Source organism: Streptomyces monashensis, assembly GCF_001866665.1.
GTDB classification, from domain to species: Bacteria; Actinomycetota; Actinomycetes; order Streptomycetales; family Streptomycetaceae; genus Streptomyces; species Streptomyces monashensis.
In genome coordinates this window covers 19,351-36,209 of sequence record NZ_MLYO01000057.1, presented here as the reverse complement: position 1 = coordinate 36,209, position 16,859 = coordinate 19,351, and the positions used below count along the sequence as shown (strand labels likewise).

22 protein-coding genes are annotated in these 16,859 nt (G+C 70.8%); 3 read left to right on the top strand and 19 right to left on the bottom strand.

What is annotated here, in order from left to right; translation table 11 throughout:
* The 6 genes from BIV23_RS31175 to rpmF form a co-directional block, all read right to left on the bottom strand.
* On the bottom strand, window positions 1-261 hold a 261-nt coding region (locus BIV23_RS31175), incomplete at its 3' end, for an undecaprenyl-diphosphate phosphatase (RefSeq protein WP_143079147.1).
* Window positions 262-536: 275 nt separating this feature from the next.
* On the bottom strand, window positions 537-995 hold the full coding sequence (locus BIV23_RS31170; RefSeq protein WP_071384331.1) for a hypothetical protein: 459 nt from the start codon (window positions 993-995) through the stop codon (window positions 537-539).
* A 1-nt stretch (window position 996) separates the two neighbouring features.
* The gene (locus BIV23_RS31165) at window positions 997-3,519 is read right to left on the bottom strand and encodes a penicillin acylase family protein (RefSeq protein ID WP_071384330.1); all 2,523 of its coding nucleotides are present in this window, start codon (window positions 3,517-3,519) and stop codon (window positions 997-999) included.
* Window positions 3,520-3,637: 118 nt separating this feature from the next.
* On the bottom strand, window positions 3,638-3,931 hold the full coding sequence (locus BIV23_RS50655) for a hypothetical protein (protein WP_071384329.1): 294 nt from the start codon (window positions 3,929-3,931) through the stop codon (window positions 3,638-3,640).
* 165 nt (window positions 3,932-4,096) lie between these two features.
* On the bottom strand, window positions 4,097-5,269 hold the full coding sequence (locus tag BIV23_RS31155; protein ID WP_071384328.1) for a GTP-binding protein: 1,173 nt from the start codon (window positions 5,267-5,269) through the stop codon (window positions 4,097-4,099).
* Window positions 5,270-5,276: 7 nt separating this feature from the next.
* A complete protein-coding gene (rpmF, locus tag BIV23_RS31150; RefSeq protein ID WP_071384327.1) occupies window positions 5,277-5,447 on the bottom strand; it encodes a 50S ribosomal protein L32 in 171 nt (56 codons plus the stop codon).
* A gap of 120 nt (window positions 5,448-5,567) precedes the next feature.
* Between rpmF and BIV23_RS31145 the strand changes: the two genes are divergently transcribed.
* Window positions 5,568-5,903: an ArsR/SmtB family transcription factor gene (locus BIV23_RS31145; RefSeq protein ID WP_071384326.1), complete on the top strand. Its 336-nt coding sequence runs from the start codon at window positions 5,568-5,570 to the stop codon at window positions 5,901-5,903.
* 2 nt (window positions 5,904-5,905) lie between these two features.
* On the top strand, window positions 5,906-6,613 hold the full coding sequence (locus tag BIV23_RS31140; protein ID WP_071384335.1) for a cation efflux transmembrane domain-containing protein: 708 nt from the start codon (window positions 5,906-5,908) through the stop codon (window positions 6,611-6,613).
* A 9-nt stretch (window positions 6,614-6,622) separates the two neighbouring features.
* On the opposite strand, the gene BIV23_RS31135 is transcribed toward BIV23_RS31140, so the two are convergent.
* The 7 genes from BIV23_RS31135 to BIV23_RS31105 all read right to left on the bottom strand — a co-directional run bounded on the left by BIV23_RS31135 (window position 6,623) and on the right by BIV23_RS31105 (window position 12,378).
* A complete protein-coding gene (locus BIV23_RS31135) occupies window positions 6,623-7,072 on the bottom strand; it encodes a Fur family transcriptional regulator (protein WP_071384325.1) in 450 nt (149 codons plus the stop codon).
* 21 nt (window positions 7,073-7,093) lie between these two features.
* Window positions 7,094-7,963 carry a metal ABC transporter permease gene (locus tag BIV23_RS31130; protein WP_071384324.1) on the bottom strand — a complete coding sequence of 290 codons (870 nt, stop codon included), beginning with the start codon at window positions 7,961-7,963 and terminating at the stop codon, window positions 7,094-7,096.
* The gene (locus BIV23_RS31125; RefSeq protein WP_071384323.1) at window positions 7,960-8,865 is read right to left on the bottom strand and encodes a metal ABC transporter permease; all 906 of its coding nucleotides are present in this window, start codon (window positions 8,863-8,865) and stop codon (window positions 7,960-7,962) included. Before BIV23_RS31125 ends, BIV23_RS31130 begins: the two co-directional genes overlap by 4 nt.
* Window positions 8,862-9,785, bottom strand: coding sequence for a metal ABC transporter ATP-binding protein (locus BIV23_RS31120; RefSeq protein ID WP_071384322.1), 924 nt, complete (start codon window positions 9,783-9,785; stop codon window positions 8,862-8,864). Before BIV23_RS31120 ends, BIV23_RS31125 begins: the two co-directional genes overlap by 4 nt.
* 9 nt (window positions 9,786-9,794) lie before the next feature.
* On the bottom strand, window positions 9,795-10,772 hold the full coding sequence (locus BIV23_RS31115; protein ID WP_071384321.1) for a metal ABC transporter solute-binding protein, Zn/Mn family: 978 nt from the start codon (window positions 10,770-10,772) through the stop codon (window positions 9,795-9,797).
* Window positions 10,773-10,981: 209 nt separating this feature from the next.
* A complete protein-coding gene (locus tag BIV23_RS31110) occupies window positions 10,982-11,374 on the bottom strand; it encodes an SCO5389 family protein (RefSeq protein ID WP_071384320.1) in 393 nt (130 codons plus the stop codon).
* A 44-nt stretch (window positions 11,375-11,418) separates the two neighbouring features.
* Window positions 11,419-12,378 carry an ATP-binding protein gene (locus BIV23_RS31105; protein ID WP_071384319.1) on the bottom strand — a complete coding sequence of 320 codons (960 nt, stop codon included), beginning with the start codon at window positions 12,376-12,378 and terminating at the stop codon, window positions 11,419-11,421.
* A 160-nt stretch (window positions 12,379-12,538) separates the two neighbouring features.
* Between BIV23_RS31105 and BIV23_RS31100 the strand changes: the two genes are divergently transcribed.
* Window positions 12,539-12,919, top strand: a complete 381-nt coding sequence (locus tag BIV23_RS31100; protein WP_071384318.1) for a hypothetical protein — start codon at window positions 12,539-12,541, stop codon at window positions 12,917-12,919.
* A 13-nt stretch (window positions 12,920-12,932) separates the two neighbouring features.
* Here the strand turns inward: BIV23_RS31100 and BIV23_RS31095 are convergent, their stop codons facing one another.
* Genes BIV23_RS31095 through BIV23_RS31070 form a run of 6 tightly spaced genes read right to left on the bottom strand, consistent with a single transcriptional unit; the run spans window position 12,933 to window position 16,501 of the window.
* On the bottom strand, window positions 12,933-13,295 hold the full coding sequence (locus tag BIV23_RS31095) for an ArsR/SmtB family transcription factor (RefSeq protein ID WP_071384317.1): 363 nt from the start codon (window positions 13,293-13,295) through the stop codon (window positions 12,933-12,935).
* Window positions 13,282-13,701 (bottom strand): (2Fe-2S) ferredoxin domain-containing protein, encoded by a 420-nt coding sequence (locus BIV23_RS31090; protein WP_245790714.1) that lies wholly within the window; start codon window positions 13,699-13,701, stop codon window positions 13,282-13,284. Before BIV23_RS31090 ends, BIV23_RS31095 begins: the two co-directional genes overlap by 14 nt.
* Entirely contained in the window at window positions 13,698-14,723 is a 1,026-nt protein-coding gene (locus BIV23_RS31085; RefSeq protein WP_071384316.1) for a WD40 repeat domain-containing protein, read from the bottom strand. Before BIV23_RS31085 ends, BIV23_RS31090 begins: the two co-directional genes overlap by 4 nt.
* A complete protein-coding gene (locus BIV23_RS31080) occupies window positions 14,720-15,760 on the bottom strand; it encodes a CobW family GTP-binding protein (RefSeq protein ID WP_071384315.1) in 1,041 nt (346 codons plus the stop codon). The genes BIV23_RS31085 and BIV23_RS31080 overlap by 4 nt, the downstream gene beginning before the upstream one ends.
* A 1-nt stretch (window position 15,761) precedes the next feature.
* Window positions 15,762-16,001 carry a hypothetical protein gene (locus tag BIV23_RS31075; RefSeq protein WP_245790713.1) on the bottom strand — a complete coding sequence of 80 codons (240 nt, stop codon included), beginning with the start codon at window positions 15,999-16,001 and terminating at the stop codon, window positions 15,762-15,764.
* Between the two features lie 8 nt (window positions 16,002-16,009).
* Entirely contained in the window at window positions 16,010-16,501 is a 492-nt protein-coding gene (locus BIV23_RS31070) for a Fur family transcriptional regulator (protein WP_079173501.1), read from the bottom strand.
* Window positions 16,502-16,859: the final 358 nt, after the last annotated feature.

Here is a 16,859-nt window from a genome sequence, read left to right as displayed (position 1 = left end):
CGACGTGACCAGGCCGCGGACGATGCGTACCCAGTCCCGCCAGAAGTAGACGACGAGTGCGAGGGCGGTGGCCAGGTGGAGGCCGACCAGCTCGTTGAGGTAGAGGGATCCGTCGGCGGAGACGTCCAGGTCGTGCTTCCAGTGCCCGCCGAGCAGGGCGGGTATCAGGATGCTGTGCCCCAGGCTGGAGACCGGGAACAGCTCGGTGACGCCTTGCAGCAGGCCGACGCCCACCGCTTCGGGATAGGTCAGGACGGACATGGAGGGCCTTCGACTCGGAATGCGGGAAAGTGAGGCTTCGGGCGACGCTCGCGGCGGCTCCGACCCATCCGGAAACTACTACAACTTGTAAAACTTGATGGCTGGGGCGAGTCGTGTTCATCTCGGCGTCCCGCAAGGTTCACCTTCCCCGCCCGCTGGACCCTGCCGCAGCGTGCTGAACTGTCACGACGGCGGGGAACACAGCAGTCGGTCAGCGCTCGGGCGAGACACGCGAGCCAGCGGGACATTTGACCACAGAACCCGGTTCACGTACGTCACTTGTCCCAGGCGAAGCACCGGAGCAGTGCGCGCCCGAACCAGCTTCCGGACGCGGACTGCAGGAGTGCGACGAGCAGCGTCAGCGCGATGGTCACGGTCGCCGAGGCGGGCAGGCCGGCGAGGCCGGCGGTGGTGCGTGCGGTTGCGGTGATCGTGTCTCCCGAGAGAGCGCGTACGACGAGCAGAGCGCCCCAGGGCACCGGTCCGAGCAGCACGAGCAGTGCGGCAGTGCGCAGACGGCCCGGACGGTGCCGTCCGGTGAGGACGCCGGCAGCGAGGCCCACGGCGAACGGCAGGTACCACTGGTCGGCCCAGGCACCGAGTCCTACGGTCACGGCACCCGCCGCGACCAGTGCCGGTGCGGGCAGGCGGAGTCTGCCGGCTCGTCGTTGTGCGGCGTCTGCCGTCCCTCGGGCGGTCCGGTCAGGGGATTCCACGGCGGTCTCGGCGGTCATGTCACTCTCCTGCTCGAAGGGACCAGATGGCCGTGGGGTCCGCCCTGCCGTGCGGCGGTGGCAGCGGCAGGTACTTCTTCTCCCGCCAGAGCGGGACGAGGTTGTCGTACCAAGGGGTGGCGGGAGTGTCGCTCTGTCCGCCGGGGTAGATGGCGAGCGACTCGCTGGCGCCTGGTCCTGTCCATCGCACGACGAGACGGAAACTCGGCCCGTAGCTCGAATTCAGCCGACCGCCCGCCGCGTTCACGGTCCAGGGGTTGCCGCCGTCGGCGTAGGGCCCGTATCCGAGTCCAGGGGCCCCGGTGATCGAGGGAATCTGCCGGGTGTGCAGCTTTGCCCAGGCCCAGGCGGAAGGGCGCGCACCCAGCTTGTGCGACAGCTCGGCCACGGCAGCGCGGAAAGCGGTCCGCATGACCTGGCCGGCATCGCGATGGGCGGCGTTCGGCGGGGTGAAGGCCGCGTTGTCCGGGTCGTCGAGCGTCCAGTGCTGCAGCATTTCGCGCAGCGGGGTGGGCAAACGGTCGAGATCGAGGATCCACCGGTCCTTGCTCGCGGGAACCTTCTTCGCGTCCCACCACGGCTGGAAGACCTCGTGCAGGTAGGAGTCCAGGAACGTCCACCACACAGAGGCGGCGGGCGAGTTGGCGTCCATCGAGTGGTTCCACGTGGCCAGCAGGCCACGTGCGGCACGCTGCTGTCCGGTCAGTTCCGTGCCGTCGAGCGCAGCAAGCAGTGCCGGTACCAGCCGCACGGCCAGCTCGTCGGTGACGTCGTTCTGGAGTGCGGTGTAGTCCTCGGGTCGCAGAGCACCCCGGTCGGTGTGGAACTTCTCGATCACCGACTGCCGGTATCCGGGATCGAAGTTCATGGACGTACCGAGAAAGTACGGATAGTCCGAGCCCGCCGGACGCTGGTTGGTCGAGGCGACCAGGTGGCTGGGCGGGTCGTAGACGTGGGGCAGTGCCTGGTAGGGGGTGGTGCCGATGACGTCTTCGTCTCCGGTGCCGGACAGCGGCAGCCACGGCTGGGAGCCCTTCGGCGTCTGGGGGACGTCGCCGACGAGGAGCGTGCCGATGTGGCCCTTGTCGTCGGCGTAGACGAAGTTCAGCGCCGGGGCCTTCCAGCCGCGCAGTGCTTCCCGGAAGGAGGTGAAGTCGTGTGCCCGGTTGGCCGAGAGCAGCGCGTCGAGGTCGTTGTGCGCGAAGTCGCCCATCCAGTCGACCGAGACCCGCTGACCGAGCACGGTCATCATCGGTCCGTGCACGGTGAGGTCCGTGGTCAGGCCGACCGTCGAGCCGCCGCGCACGGGAATGGTGTAGTGCGCCTTCCGCATCGGCCGCCAGGCGCCGTTCCAGTAGTAGGAGTCGGGCCGGCCGGACGAGAGCTTCTCGCGGTAGTAGAGCGTGGCCACGGTCTGGGCGTTGGTCAGGGACCAGGAGATGTGCTCGTTGTGGCCGACCAGCACCCCCGGCACACCCGGGATGGAGCCGCCGGCGACCTGGTAGCCGGGTGAGCGCAGCGATATCTGGAACCAGTACGACGGCAGGGTGGTCTGCAGATGCGGATCGCCGGCGAGCATCGCGCCGCCTCCGGCCACCCTGGGACCGTTCGCCGCCCAGGCGTTGCTGTTGAAGTCGAGCTGCCGCACGGTGTCGGGCAGGGCGACGTCCTCGCCGGCGGGCGTTGGTGACACCGTGTGCCGGGCCGAGGAGGCGGACGTGCCCGCCGGATCGGCCGCGTTGGCGTTGTGGACGGTCAGCGGCGCCGGTGGCAGGTTCGGATAGGGGCCGGTGTCGTACGGGCGCTGCGGGGTCGGCGCCTGCAGCGGGAACCAGTCCTTCGTCAGCTTCGGCCCGAGAGAGCGTTGCAGCAGGTCGTAGTCGAGCGGGATGGTGTTGAAGTTCATCTGCTGCGTGAGCACCCCTTGTACGACCAGCGTGTCCGTCGGTGTCCACGCCCGGGGCCGTACTCCGGTCAGCCCGTAGATCGTCGGCCACTGGCCTGTCTTCTCCAGATGGCTCATCCAGGAGTTGACGCCCGAGGCGTATGCGGTCAGTGCCTGCCCCGCCCCGCTGCTGGGCGGAGTGGCGGCCCACCGGGCGCGCGCGGTACGCAGCAGTCCGAGACTCAGCTCGAACTTGTCGCTCTTCAGCCCGGCCGCCCCGACCAGTTCCGACAGGCGGCCCTGGCCCAGCCTGCGCTGGAGGTCGAGTTGAGTGAACCGCAGGCGGGCGGTGAGGTATCCCTGGGCGAGGAAGAGGTCGTGGTCCGTCTGGGCCTCGACGGACGCGTATCCCTCGGCGGTGAAGGACACCTTCACGGGTTTGTCCAGGTCGGGAAGTGTCAGGTTTTCGGAACGGACGGTGGTGTCTGCCGAGGCTGACGCCCAGACTCCCCCACCGGGCACCAGTGCCTTCCCGAGGGCGGGCACCGGACCGTATCCGGCGCCGAGCAGCAGGAGCACGGCGAGAGCCACGGTGGCCGAGCAGACCAGGTGGACCGCGCGACTGACCTTGCTTGCCATCGTGTCCTCTCTTCGCAGGAGGGATGCTCTGCCAGGAAGCCTTGCAGCGTCCGGACGCGCCCATAAGTCAGGAAGGTTCCCTACGTCTGCCGCAGCCCACCGGGCCGCGCGGTGTGTGTCAGGGCCGGGCCTCGCCGTCCGGCTCCATGGCGAGCAGCGCGGTGACCTCGTCGTCGGACAGCCCGGACAGCCGGCCGACCACGTCGTCCACCTCGTCGCTGCCCGCCTCCGTGAGCTGCCTGCTCCGTACCGGTGCGGCCAGCCGCTCGACGGTCGGCGAGCCGCTGAGCAGCTCGGTGACCCTCAGGCCCCAGGGGCCGGCGACGTCGTTGCCCATCGGCAGAAGGCGCGGTTCGGCGCGCTGTTCGGCGCGGACCGGGCCGACGACCCGGGCCGACGGGCACCTGCGCACGGCCTCGGTCGTGCACAGCCCCCGGGTGTGGAAGCCGAGGCGCCGCTGTCTGCCCGACGGATGGACCAGGGATCAGGACGAGGACGGCGATCTGGCCTTCCCGGATCGATGTCCGTGCCGGGGCGGGTGGCGCCGTGGCTGCGTTCGCCGCCCGCCCCGGTGTCTTCAGGTGCCCGACACGAGTTCGGGCTGTTCGTGCTCGCAGGTGTCGTCGATCCCGCTGGTCTCCCAGGCGGGGAACGGGTCCGTAGGCGGCGGGTTCTCGCCGTCGGCCAGGAGACAGTCGGTCAGTGCCGCGTGCAGTGCGTCCGCGTGCAGGTGCGTGCCGATGAAGACCAGTTCCTGGCCGGCCGGGCTGTCGGTGTCGCGGGCGGCGGAGGGCTCGAAGCGTGCGACGGGGCCGGCCTGAGACCAAAGGCCGGTCACGTGTGGGCGGCTGGCCAAGGTGAAGAATCCCTTGGAGCGCAGGATCTGCCCGAATGCGCCGCTGTCGAGTTCCTCGGTCACGAACGTCCACAACCGGCCAGGGTGGAAGGGCAGTGCGGCGCGGAATACGGTCGAGGAGATCCCGTACTCCTCCGTCTCGGGCACGTGGTCGCCGTTGAGCTCCCGAACCCAGCCGGGGGCCTGTTGGGCACGTTCCAGGTCGAACAGGCTGGTGCCCAGTACGTCGCCGACTTTCACCCGGCCGTGGACGGCCGGGACGACGCGGGCGACGGGGTTGAGGCGGGTGAGCGTCGCCCGCAGCCGATCGGCCGACTCCTCGCCGACCAGGTCGAGTTTGTTGAGGACGATGACGTCGGCGAACTCGATCTGGTCCGTCAGCAGGTCGCTGACGGTGCGTTCGTCGTCCTCGTACTGCTCCAGGCCCCGCTCGGCGAGTTCGTCGCCGCTTGCCAGCTCGGGCAGGAAGTTCGCGGCGTCGACGACCGTGACCATGGTGTCCAGGCGGGCGATCTCCCCCAGCGTGGCGCCGTCGTCGCGGGCGAAGGCGAAGGTCGCTGCCACCGGCATGGGTTCGGAGATCCCGGACGACTCGATGAGCAGGTAGTCGAAGCGGCCCTCGCGGGCCAGCCGGTCGACCTCTTCGAGCAGGTCGTCGCGCAGGGTGCAGCAGATGCAGCCGTTGGTCATCTCGACCAGACGTTCCTCGGTGCGCGACAGGGCCGCCTCGCCGCCGCGCACCAGGGCGGCGTCGATGTTGACCTCGCTCATGTCGTTGACGATCACCGCGACGCGCAGTCCCTCGCGGTTGCCGAGGACGTGGTTGAGGAGGGTGGTCTTGCCCGCGCCGAGGAAGCCGGACAGGACGGTGACGGGCAGTCGGTCGGAAGCCATTGAAGGATCAGCCCTCGGGGCGCAGCAGCCCGCGCTCGTACGCCTTCACCAGCCGCTGCGGCACCAGGTGCTGGACGCCGTCGACGGTGACCGGCACGAGCGTCGGCGTGGCCGCCTTCCACTGGGCGCGGCGGTGGCGGGTGTTGCTGCGGGACATCTTCCGCTTGGGAACGGCCATGGGTCCTCCTGAACGGATCGTAGGGCGACGGCTGTTGAGGCTACATGAAAACGAATGCCATTACTAACTTGATTGGTTCAGGGTTTCCTGAATTCAGGATTTTGTGTACTGTCGGGTGGTGTGCTGACTGTTGCCTCCGACATCGAGGTGCTGGCCCGGTTCGGCCGAGCGCTCGCCGACCCGATCCGCTGCCGCATCCTGCTTGCCCTGCGGGAAGCACCCGCCTACCCCGCCGACCTCGCGGAAACGCTGGACGTCTCGCGCACCAGGCTGTCGAACCATCTGGCCTGTCTGCGTGACTGCGGCCTCGTCGTCACCGTTCCCGACGGTCGACGCACCCGCTACGAACTCGCCGACGAACGCCTCGGTCACGCGCTCGACGACCTGCGCACCGCCGTGGTCGCCGTAGCGGGCGACCGGACGTGTGCCGAGGCCGACGGGAAGGGGTGCTGCTGATCATGACAGCAGAGGTGTCCGCAGCCCGTGGCCCCGGCCCGGCGGGGTACAGCGCGCCGGCCAGGCGGATACGGCTGTTGGTGGCCGCGACCATCACGTACAACGTCATCGAGGGGGCCGTCGCTCTCGCCGCCGGCACCCTGGCCTCCTCCACCGCGCTCGTCGGTTTCGGCCTCGACTCCGTCGTCGAGGTCTCCTCCGCCGCCGCGGTCGCCTGGCAGTTCTCCGCCCGCGAGCACGCGGTGCGCGAGGCCCGGGAGAAGGCGGCGTTGCGGATCATCGCGCTGTCGTTCCTCGCGCTCGCCGTGTACGTGACCGTCGATGCCGTACGGGGCCTGACCGGCACCGGAGAGGCCGGCCACGCCCTGCCCGGCATCGTGCTCGCCGCCCTCTCCCTCCTCGTCATGCCGTTCCTGTCCGCCGCCCAGCGCCGGGCAGGGCGCGAACTCGGCTCGGCGTCTGCGGTGGCCGACTCCAAGCAGACGTTGCTGTGCACCTACCTGTCCGCGGTGCTTCTGGTCGGCCTGGTTCTCAACGCCGCTCTCGGGTGGGCTTGGGCCGATCCGGTCGCCGCCCTTGTCATCGCCGTGGTCGCCCTGAAAGAAGGGCGCGACGCCTGGCGTGGGAAAGGGTGCTGCGCCGCCCCCACGACCGCCGGAGTCCCGGCTGCCCGTACCGAGCAGAGCGACGGGTGCGGTTGCTGCGGCTGACCTCGACAGTCACTGTCGTTCGGTTGCCGCCTGCCCTCCGCCGCAGTCCGGGCACACCCCGGTGAGTTCGACCGTGTGCCGGACGTTCGCGAAGCCGGAGTCCTGTGCGATGCCGTCGGCCCAGTCCTCGATCGGGGCGGAGTCGACGGGGTGGCTCAGGCCGCATTCGGTGCAGATGAGGTAGTGGCGGTGGTCGGGGCCGGGGCGGTAACGGAAGAGGCGTTCGCCGCCTGTGTCGCGGACCAGGTCGGCCCGGCCCGCGCCGGCCAGACGGGTCAGGGTGCGGTAGACCGTGGACAGGCCGACCGGTGTGCCGTCGGCGGCGAGCTGGGCGTGGAGGGCCTGGGCGCCGACGAATCCGTCGGCCCGGATGAACGCTGCGAGGACGACCGAGCGTTGCTGGGTGTGGCGGCCGATCAGCGCGATTTCAGTGGGGGTGCGTTGCCGGGTGGGTGCCATCAGCCTGCCTCGCTCGGGTTCTCATGTGCCGGTGGGAACAGCGGGTCGTGCACGGGGGACGTGGGCGGGCCGTCGGATCAGGAACGTGGCGGCGTAGACGGCTGTGGCGACGGCCATGATGGCGAAGCTGGGCGGCATCTTCGGCACCGCGTAGGAGGCGAACAGGCCCGCCCACATCTCCAGCACCGCCAGGCCGGCCGAGAGGGCGAGTGCCCGGTAGGGCCGGACGGTGAGCCGGATCGCGGCGCCCGCGGGAGCGGCGAGCAGGCCGAGCAGCAGCAGGGACCCGACGGCCTGGGTGGCCTCGGCGGCGCTGATGCCGGCGAGGGCGAGGAAGCCGAAGCCGAGCAGCCGTACCGGTACGCCACGTGCCGCGGCCACCGCCTCGTCGAGCGTGGCGAACAGCAGCGGGCGGGCGATCAGGACCACCAGCAGGGCCACCCCGGCTGCCACCAGGGTGGCCACGACCGCACTGCCGGCGGAGATGCCGAAGACGGAGCCGAACAGCACGCTGATTCCGGCAGTGCCGTTGGTGGTGCTGCGGGAGGTCGTGTAGAGGGTGATGAAGAAGGCGCCCAGGCCCAGGATCCAGGAGAAGACGCTGCCGATGACCACGTCGTCGGGCCGGGCCTTGCGGCCGAGGGTGCCGAAGAGCAGCGCCATGGCGATGGTGGCGGCGAACAGCCCCAGGCGAAGGTCGGCGCCGAAGGCGAGAGCGGCCATCGCACCGGTGAAGGCGACGTGGCTGAGCGCGTCGCCGGTGAAGACCTGGGCGCGCAGCACCAGGAAGTAGCCGACCAGCCCGCAGGCCGCGGCGATGGCGGTCCCGGCGAGGAAGGCGTGCTGGAAGAACGGCTGCGACAGAGGGGAGGCGGCGAGGAGGCTCGTCATGCCGGCACCTCCCTCGGAGCAGCCGGGAGCCCGGCTCGGCCGAGCACCGCGCTGAGCGAGCGCCAGCCCAGGGCGAGCAGGTATCCGGCGAAGGCGATGGTCGTCACGAAGAAGCCCAGGGGATAGGGCGAGTAGTAGGCGGCGGTCAGCCCGAGCCAGGTGGCGGCGAAGGCCAGAAGGACGGTCAGGGCCAGGCTGAGGGCCGGGCGGGCGGTGAGGATCTGGGCGGTGGCGGCCGGGATCACCATGAGGGCGAAGACCAGGAGGGTTCCGGTGATCTGGCTCGCCTCGGCGGTGGCGGCGCCGAGCAGGACGAGGAAGACCACCGACAGTGCGCGGACCGGCACCCCGCGTCCGGAGGCCACCTGCGGGTCGACGGAGGCGAACAGCAGCGGCCGTCCGATCAGCGCCAGCACGGCGAGCACCACCGAGCCGACCACCGTCAGCAGGGTCACCTGCGACGAGGTGATCCCCAGGAAGGTCCCGAAGAGGATGGTCTGCGGGCCCTCCAGCAGTCCCCGGTACAGGGCGGTGAACAGGAACCCGGACGCGAGCAGGAAAGCCTGCACGGTCCCGGTCAGCGCGGATTCCTCATGCTCACCACCGCCTCGCAGGGCCGCGATGACCAGCGCGGCCGCCACGCACAGCGTGAAGTACCCGTAGACCGCGCTCACGCCGAGCAGAAGGGCCCCGGCCGCGCCGGGAAAGGCCACCGCGGAGACGGTGTGGGCGGCGAACGTCTGCCGTCGCAGCACCACGAACCACCCCACGACCGCGGAGACCACGGCCACGACCGCGCCCGCGCGGAAGGCGTTGACCATGAAGGGGTACGACCACATGTCCTGGAAGTCGGTGAGAAGGTTCCACGACCAGGCCGGTGCCCCTGTCCCGGCGAGCGTCATGACGGCCCCCCGGAGTGCCGGTCGGTGTGCACCGCGGGCGCCTCCGGCTGGCCCACCACGACCAGCCGGCTGTCCGAGGTCCGCAGCACCTCGACCGGCGTGCCGTACAGCCGGGTCAGCGTCCCGGAAGTGATGACCTCCTCCGGGGTGCCGGTGGCGGCCCCGCCCTCGGCCAGGTACACGACCCGGTCCAGGTGGTGGAGTATCGGGTTCACGTCATGGGCGACCATGACCACCGACACGCCCTCCTGGTGGCAGATGCGCCCGATCAGCGCGGCGACGGCGCTCTGGTTGGGCAGGTCGAGGCTGTCCAACGGCTCGTCCAGCAGGAGCAGTTCGGGGCGCCGTATCAGCGCCTGGGCGATCAGCAGCCGCTGCTGCTCGCCGCCGGAACACTGCCCGATGGGCCGGTGTGCGTACGCCGACGCCCCGACCAGCTCGATCACCTCGTCCACCCGTGCGTGGGCGGCCCGCCGGCGCGCGCTGGGGAACGGCAGCGGAACCCCCCACCGGTCGCCGTCCAGGCCCATGCGCACCACGTCGATACCGCGGATCCGCAGGGTGGCGTCGAAGCTGCGGCGCTGCGGCAGGTAGCCGATGCGGTCGTTGGCCTGTCCGGGCCGTGCGCCGAGCACCCGCACCTCACCGGCGGCTGCGGGCAGGGCGCCGAGCAGGACCTTGATCATGGTGGACTTGCCGACGCCGTTCGGCCCGAGTACGGCGGTGAACTCGCCGGACCCGATGCGAAGGTCCACGCCGGACCACAGCGTCCGGCCGCCGACCCGCACGGCTGCCCCGCACAGGGCGACCACCGGGACGCTTCCGCTGTCCGGTGCCGTGTCGTGGCCGCCGCTCCGGCGGCTGGGGAGGGTGTGGGTGCTGTGTGTGACGGCCTCGCGGGCCTTCGCTATCGGGTTCATGGCGTCAGCTCACTTCCCGGTGGCCTTGGCCAGGGCCTGCTCGATGCCCTGCAGTTCGGTGGTCTGCCACTGCTGGAAGGAGGCGCCGGCAGGGGCGAGGGTCTCGGTGACGGTGGCGACCGGGATGCCTTCCGCCTTGGCCTCCTTGACCTGCGCCTGCACGTCCGGCGTGGAGTTCTGGGAGTTGTAGACGTAGATCTTGATCTGCTTGTTCTTGATCTGCTGGTCGATGGTGGCCTTGTCCTTGGCCGTGGGGTCGGAGCCCTCGCTCATCGCGTCCAGGAACGTCTCCGGGGTGAGCATCTTCAGCCCCAGGCCCTCGGCGAGCGGAGTGACGATGGACTCGGAGGCGCCGATCGGGGTCCCCGCGTACTTCGCCTTGATGTCGGCTATGAGCTTGTTGTACCCGGCGAGCGTCTTCGTCTCGAAGGTCGTCTTCTGCTGGTCGAAGTAGGCCGCGTCGGCCGGGTCGGTCTTCTTGTAGTCGGCGGTGATCTTCTCGATGACCTGGTGGACGTTGTCCGGGGAGTACCAGCGGTGCGGGTTGCCGCCCGGCTTGATGCCGACCAGGTCGCCGACCTTCAGCTCGGTGCGCCCGCTGCCGGGGTTGGAGGCGAGCAGCTTGTCGGCCCAGGCGTCGTAGCCGATGCCGTTGACGACGGCGTACTGGGCGCCGGCCACGGTGCGGGCGTCGGCCGCCGTCGGCTCGTAGGCGTGCGGGTCGGTGTCCGGGTTGGTGATGATGCTGGTCACCTTCACGTGGCTGCCGCCGAGCTGGGAGGCGATGCTGCCCCAGAAGTTCTCCGCCGCCACCACCTGGATCGTCTTGCCCGAGCCGCTGCCGCCGCTGGTCGCGGCGGTGTCACTGGTGTGCGAGGAGGAGGTCGAGCAGGCCGTCGCCGTCACGGCCGTCAGGGCGGCCGTCGCGGTGACCAGGGCGATCCTCGCGGACGGCCGGGTGGAACGGGAGGCGGGGGCGGTGGGCATGAGGGAGCTCCTTCGGGCGATGCCGGACGCGCGGCGGCCACGCGTCGGCTGTGTGGCGACACCCTCGACGCTAGATGGGAATGATTTTCAGATCAATGTCACATGAAAACCGTTGCCATCTTTTGACTGGGTGTGCGACTGCGCGGGGATGTCGCCCGCACGGCGGCGGCGCCGCAGGATCCGTAGGGCTCACCGCCCCGGCGTGCGGCTCAGCAGTCGCGGAACTCCGGCGACTGGTTGAGGATCTGCGCGCGCACGGAGGTGAAGCGGGTGTGGGTCTCGCCGCCGCGCGCCTCCGGGCGGAAGGCGGCGACCCGGTGGCAGTTCTGGAAGGCGAGGGTGATGCCGAAGTGCCGTTCCAGGCTGCTGCGGATGGCGTCGCTGGACAGGGCCCGAAGCAGCTGACCGCGCTCCTTCTCGGAGGGCGGCGGGGTCTGGTTGTCGGCGAACTCGGAGGCGCCCGAGCGCAGTTCGTCCGCCAGGCGGGCGATGAGGTCGTAGGCGTACGGCAGGGAGGTGCGGACCGTTTCCACGAAGTCCTGCTCCCGTACCTCGCCGCTCTCGGCTTCGGCGAGCAGCTGCGGGGAGACGTCGAGAGACATGAAGGGCTGTCCTGTTCTCTGGTTTCTTGTTCCTGCGGTGGGGGTCAGGCGAGGGCGGTCAGGGCCTCGGGGCCGTGCTGGAAGCCGGGGTCGACCTGGGTGGCGAGGTTCTGGCCGGTGGCCTCGTCGGCCCAGGCGGCGGCGTTGCGCAGATGGAACTCGACGGCGTGCCGCTGGAAAACCGCCCAGTCTTTCGGGCGGGCGTCGACGGCCGCCCGGAGCCGGGTCAGGGTCTGGGTGTTGTGCGGTTCCAGCCCGCCGTGGCCACGGCCCTGTTCCTGGGCGCGGACGTACGAGGACTGCACGCAGTGGGCGAGCAGGTCGTCGCCGACGTGGGTGCGGAGGAAGTCGAGGTCGTCCGCGCCGGTGACCTTGTTGCCGACGACGGCGACCGGGACGCCGAACTCGGCTGCATGGTCGCGGTACTGGCGGTAGACGGACACGCTCTTCCGGGTCGGCTCGACCACCAGGAACGTCATGTCGAAGCGGGTGAACAGGCCGGAGGCGAAGGCGTCGGCGCCGGCGGTCATGTCGACGACGACGTACTCGCCGGGGCCGTCCACGAGGTGGTTGAGGTAGAGCTCCACCGCACCGAGCTTGGAGTGGTAGCAGGCCACGCCGAGATCGCCTTCGTCGAAGGCGCCGGTGACCATCAGCGGTACGCCGCCGACCTCCTGGACGTGGTGGGAGTGGACCTCGTCCTCGTCCAGCAGCCGGAGCAGACGGGAGCCGCGGCCGGGCGGGGTCGTCTTGACCATGACGTCACGGGACGGGATCCGCGGGTTGGTGCCCCGCAGGTAGTCCTTGATCTCGCCGGTCCGCGCGCTGAGCGGCGGCGCGGCGAAGAACTCGTCCTCGTCCAGGCCGAGGGCGTACGCCAGGTGCTGGTTGATGTCGCCGTCGATCGCGACGACCGGTGCGCCCGAGCACGCCAGGTGACGGGCGAAGAGGGCCGACAGGGTCGTCTTGCCGCTGCCGCCCTTGCCTACGAACGCGACACGCATGGCCGACCACCTCTATTGAAAATGGATGTCATGCGCATAGGCTGGTGGCGGGGCAGGGCGGTGTCAAATTCGCTGAGGGCCAACTGCCTTGATGAGTCGCCGGGTTGGTGCTGTGCCGGCTCGAACAAGGGGTTGTGCGCATGGAGGAGGAAACGCGGAGATGAGCGATGCCGTACGCGGCCCTCGGAGCCGGCCTTTCACCCTCGTCGTCTGCGGCTCCTGCCGCACAGCCGCGGGCAACCAGGTGATGGAGGGGCTGCGCCGTGCGGTCCGGGCCTGCCCGCACGGGGTCATGGTCTCCACCGGCTGTCTGGAGATGGTGCTGCATTGCCGTGGTGGCCGTGGCGTGCATGCCGCCGCCCAGCCATGCGAAGCGGACCGCAGGCCCAGCGGGGCCGTGGTACGCCTGGGGCCGCTCGTCAGCGAGGCCGACGCCGAGGCGGTCGCGGCGTGGCTGGGAGCCGGGATGCCCGAGGACGGCACGCTTCCCGACCGGCTTCGCACGGCGCCGGCGCCACGGTGGGTCGCCCGCCTCAACTGAACGTCGTAGGCGGTCAGTGGTGGTCGCGTACCCCGAGGCGCAGGTGCTCGATGTGGTGGACGGCCTGGTCGAGGAGCTGGGCCACGTGGTCGTCGTAGAGGCTGTAGACGATCCGGCGGCCGTCGCGGCGGCCGGTGACCAGGCCGAGAGCGCGCAGCAGCCGCAGTTGGTGGGAGACGGCGGACTGCTCCATGCCGACGTGGGCGGCGAGTTCGCCGACCGGGTACGGACGCTGCCGCAGGGCGGTGAGGATCAGCAGGCGGGACGGGGCGGCCAGGGCCTGGAGCGTGGCGGCGACCGAGGCGGCGGTGGCCTCGTCGAGCCGGGCGGCCGCGAGAATGTCACGGCCACCCGTGCCGACGTCATCGGCGTGCACGACTGCGGGCCTCGCGCGGCGGCCTGATGAACTGGAGCGCCAGCGTGGCGGGCGGTTCGGCGACACCCGGTCCGCCCGCCCGCGCCCAGCCCAGCAGGTCGTCGGTGGAGTCGTCGTCCAGGGCGAAGCCGACCCAGACGACGCGGCCCCCGGCGCGCCGCCCGGCGGTGGAGGGCTGGACGACCATGACGTTGGCCTGGTCGCAGGGGCCGAGGCAGTCCGTCGTACGGACCTGGAAACCGCCTTCCGCCGCGCCCGCGCGCAGCCGGTCCAGTTGCCAGGCGTGGTCGGTGCCAGGGTGCCTGCGCGGGTTGCCGCAGCAGCAGCCCCGGCAGACGACGAGGGTGCAGGGGCGGGGTGCGGCCGCCCGGATCACGGAGCGGTTGCCCGCGGTGGGCCGGTTCACAGAGAGGTCCGGGAGGGCACGCCGTACGTCCGGATACGACCGTCGCGCCATGCCACGGCCAGCAGATGCGGACCGGCCCAGCCCAGCGCCGCGACCGCCGCACCGGTGCCGTCCAGCTCACGCACCGGCCGCAGACGTGCCTGCGCCCGGCCGGCGGTGGCGTGCCACAGGGCCACGGTCCCGTCATCGCCGCCGCTGGCCAGATGCCCGCCGGCGCCCGGCCGCCAGGCGAGTGCGGTGACCGTCTCGTGGCAGCGCAGGGAACGTGGGGCAGTGCCCTCGGGGCCCTTGCCGGAGAAGTCCCAGACGGTCACGTCGGGGGCGCCGTCGGCGGCCAGCCAGAAGCCGCTGTCGTCGAACGTGAGGCGGGAGACCTTCTCCGGGTAGCCGGACATCGTCAGTTCGCCGCCGTCGCGGGCCCGCCAGATGTGAATGGAGGCGTCCTGGTTGCCGCTGCAGATCCAGCGTCCGGTGGGCGCGACGGCGAGAGCGAGGTGCGAGCCGACGTAGGGGTAGGTGGCCACCGGTTTCTCGGTGTGCCGTTCGTGGCAGCGCACCGCCCCGTACGCCGCCACGGCCAGGCGCCGGCCCTGCCGCATCCAGGCGAGGTCGGTGACGGTGGACGCGGCGGGCTCGGTACGCCACAACTCGCCGCCGTCGGTGTCCAGCACGAGGGCGCGGCGGCCGGAGGCGACGGCGACCCTTTCCGCGTCCGACCAGGCGGCCGCGGCCGACCAGGCGCCGGACTCCCTGACGGTCGTACGGCCGTCGGTGCGCCGCCACAGCGCGTATCCCATCGGGCCGGTTGCCACGACGTGCCCGGCGTCGGGAGAGAGCGTGACCTTGAGCGCGCCGCCGGGGAGGTCGAACGCCCCGATCTCGGCGCCGAGCGCCGCGTCGAGGACCTTCACGGTCCCCTCGGCCCCGGCGACGGCGACCAGATCACCGCGCGCGCCGAGCGCGACGGGCGCGTCGTCGACGCTGATGTCCCAGGCGAGCGGGGACTGCACAGCGGTGCTCACGCGGCGGCTCCCGCCGTGGCCAGGCAGTCGGCGAAGCCGCGCTCCAGGGCCTCGCGGTCGAGGTCGCGGCCGATGAACACCAGCCGGTTGCGGCGCACTTCGTCCTCCCGCCAGTCCCGCCCGAAGCTGCCGTCCAGCAGCATGTGCACGCCCTGGAAGACGTACTGCCTGGGTGCCCCGGCGATGGCGAGGATGCCCTTGGAGCGGAACAGGTCGACGCCCTTGGTGCGCAGCAGGTGGCCGAGCCAGGCGTTGAGGCGGTCCTCGTCCAGCTCCCCGGTCAGCTCGATGCCGACGGAGGTGACGGTGGTGTCGTGCTGGTGCTCGGTCTCGGTGAGGAAAGCCGGGTCGTCGGCGAGTACCCGCTCCAGGTCGAAGGCGCCGACGTCCAGCACCTCTTCGAGGTCGATCGCGGCGTGCCGGGCGGGGACGATCCGGACGCCCGCGTTGATGCCGCGGATGCGGCGTACGACCTCGATGACGGTGTCGTCGTCGGCCAGGTCGGTCTTGTTGAGGACGACGCGGTCGGCGAAGGCGATCTGCTCGACGGCCTCGTTCTCCACGCCCTCGGGCTTGACCTCGTCCAGGTGCTGGAGGACGTGGGCGGCGTCGACGAGCGTGACGATGGCGTCCAGGCGCAGCTGGGAGGCGATCTCGTCGTCCATGAAGAAGGTCTGCGCGACCGGTGCCGGGTCGGCCAGGCCGGTGGTCTCGATGAGGATGTGGTCGAACTTCTCGCGCCGGCGCATGAGTGCGCCCAGGATGCGGATGAGATCCCCGCGCACGGTGCAGCAGATGCAGCCGTTGTTCATCTCGAAGATCTCTTCCTCGGCGTCGAGCACGAGGGCGTCGTCGATACCGACCTCGCCGAACTCGTTCTCGATCACGGCGATCCGCAGGCCGTGGTTCTCGGTGAGGATGCGGTTGAGGAGAGTGGTTTTGCCACTGCCCAGGAAGCCGGTCAGGACGGTGACGGGGACCCGCTCGTCACGGAGATCGCGGAGGTCGCGGGGACCGTAGGGTTCGGAGGCGGTCACGTCAGTCTCCCAGTCGTGCTGTTGATACGCGGTTGTCGGGTGGTTCCGGGGCGAGCACGGCGACTCGCAGGTCGTCCTCGGTGATCTGGTCGGCGGGGCGGTGCAGGGTCCAGCGGCGGGCCTCGCCCTCCATGGGCAGTACGGCGACAACGGTCTCCAGCGGCGGGCAGCCCGGCTCGGTGCAGGCGAGCTGACGGATCACGACGGCGGTGTCCTCGTCGAGTCCGAGCAGGGTGCGCACGGTCTCCTTCAGCTCGCGCAGCTGCGGGCTCGGTCCCGCGGGTCCGGGGCGCGATCCCAGTGGCATGGACGTTCATCTCCTTCGTCTCCGGACGACGGCCGGCATGCGTCCGCGCAGCGGAGGCAGTCGGTGCAGACGCCGGTGAGTTCGACGGTGTGCTCGACCGCGGTGAATCCGGTGTCGGCGGCGATTCGGCTCGCCCACTCTTCGACGGCCTCGGAGTCCACTGGTCGGCTTCGGCCGCAGTCGCGGCACATCAGGTAGTGACGGTGCCCGTCGGCGAGGCGCAGGCGATAGAGCCGCCCGCCCGTCCCCTCGCGGACGACGTCCACGCCGCCGTCCGCCTCCAGCTCGCGCAGCGCGCGGTAGACGGTGGTCAGGCCGATCGCGTGGTCGCCGGCCAGCAGAAGGGCGTACAGCTCCTGGGCCGACGTGAAGTCCCGGCAGTCCGCGAGTGCGCGCATGACTGCCCTGTGCTGCCGGGTCGTCCGGCCGCCCATGACGCATCACCCCCTACGGCACGTGTCGGGTGGGCACTCCGAACCGTAGATGGAAATGAAATCCATGTCCATATGAAGCGTCGGTCATGTCTTGGTCGCGTGACATCTTTCGCCCCAGCAGGGCTGTCGAAGTCTGCAGATGGCAACGGCCCGCAGCACCAGTACGGGTGGGGCGGGCCGTGGGGGCACAACGGGTCGGTGACAGCGGTCCTCGTGGGCCCGGCCGCCGGAAGGGATCGGCGGCTGTGGCCGCGCTTCGACGTCGGTCCGATGGGTCGCCGCACTGACCGACGACGCCCACCGGTCCTCCTGGGAGGAGTGGACGGGCATCGCCTGTCGGCGCGGAGGGCGACGGCCC